Consider the following 1,361-nt stretch of genomic DNA (forward strand, 5'->3'; position numbering starts at 1 on the left):
AGGAAACCGACATGATCGGTATCTCCCGGCCGATCGTTAAGCACAGCTTCATGATCAAGCACGCCTCGGAAATCCCGGAAGTCATGAAGAAAGCCTTCTACCTGGCGCAATCCGGTCGTCCGGGCCCGGTCGTGGTCGATATCCCGAAAGACATGACCAACCCGGCCGAGAAGTTCGAATACGTCTTCCCGAAGAAAGCCAAGCTGCGCTCCTACAGTCCAGCCGTTCGCGGTCATTCCGGGCAAATCCGCAAGGCAGCAGAAATGCTCCTGGCGGCCAAGCGCCCAGTGCTGTACTCCGGCGGCGGCGTGATTTTGGGCAACGGTTCCGCACCGCTGACCGAATTGGCGAAAATGCTTAACCTGCCAGTGACTAACACACTGATGGGCCTGGGCGGGTTCCCTGGTACCGATCGTCAGTTCATCGGCATGCTCGGCATGCACGGCAGCTACACCGCTAACCTGGCGATGCACCATGCTGACGTGATCCTGGCTGTCGGCGCGCGTTTCGACGATCGCGTGATCAACGGCGCGGCGAAGTTCTGCCCGAATGCCAAGATCATTCACATTGATATCGACCCGGCTTCGATTTCCAAAACCATCAAGGCCGACGTGCCTATTGTGGGTCCGGTAGAGAGCGTCCTGACCGAAATGGTCGCGATTCTCAAGGAAATCGGCGAGACCCCGAACAAGGAGTCCGTGGCCAGTTGGTGGAAGCAGGTTGATGAGTGGCGCGGTGATCGCGGCCTGTTCCCTTACGATAAGGGTGACGGCAGCAAGATCAAGCCGCAGACCGTGATCGAAACCCTGTGCGAAGTGACCAAGGGCGATGCCTTTATCACCTCTGACGTGGGTCAGCATCAGATGTTCGCTGCGCAGTACTACACGTTCAACAAGCCTAATCGCTGGATCAACTCCGGTGGCTTGGGCACCATGGGCTTCGGTTTCCCGGCGGCCATGGGTATCAAGTTGAGCTTCCCGGAAGACGACGTTGCCTGCGTCACCGGTGAAGGCAGCATCCAGATGAACATCCAGGAACTGTCGACCTGCCTGCAATATGGCTTGCCGGTGAAGATCGTCATCCTGAACAACGGCGTTCTGGGGATGGTTCGTCAGTGGCAGGACATGAGCTACGGCAGCCGTCACTCGCACTCCTACATGGAATCGCTGCCTGACTTCGTCAAATTGGCTGAAGCATATGGTCACGTTGGCGTGCGCATCACCGATTCGAAAGATTTGAAGTCGAAGATGGAAGAGGCGTTCGCCATGAAAGATCGCCTGGTGATAATCGATATTTCGGTCGACACCAGCGAGCACGTCTACCCGATGCAGATCAAAGACGGCTCCATGCGCGATATGTGG

The 1,361-nt window shown here is 57.1% G+C and carries 1 protein-coding gene; it reads left to right on the forward strand.

Annotated features, from left to right (window positions below; genetic code table 11):
* On the forward strand, nucleotides 1-1,361 hold a 1,361-nt coding region (ilvB, locus tag ACIOU6_RS27995; RefSeq protein WP_401139992.1), incomplete at both ends, for a biosynthetic-type acetolactate synthase large subunit.

Origin of the sequence: Pseudomonas sp. NPDC087615 (assembly GCF_044743445.1) — a bacterium.
GTDB lineage: Bacteria > Pseudomonadota > Gammaproteobacteria > Pseudomonadales > Pseudomonadaceae > Aquipseudomonas > Aquipseudomonas baetica_A.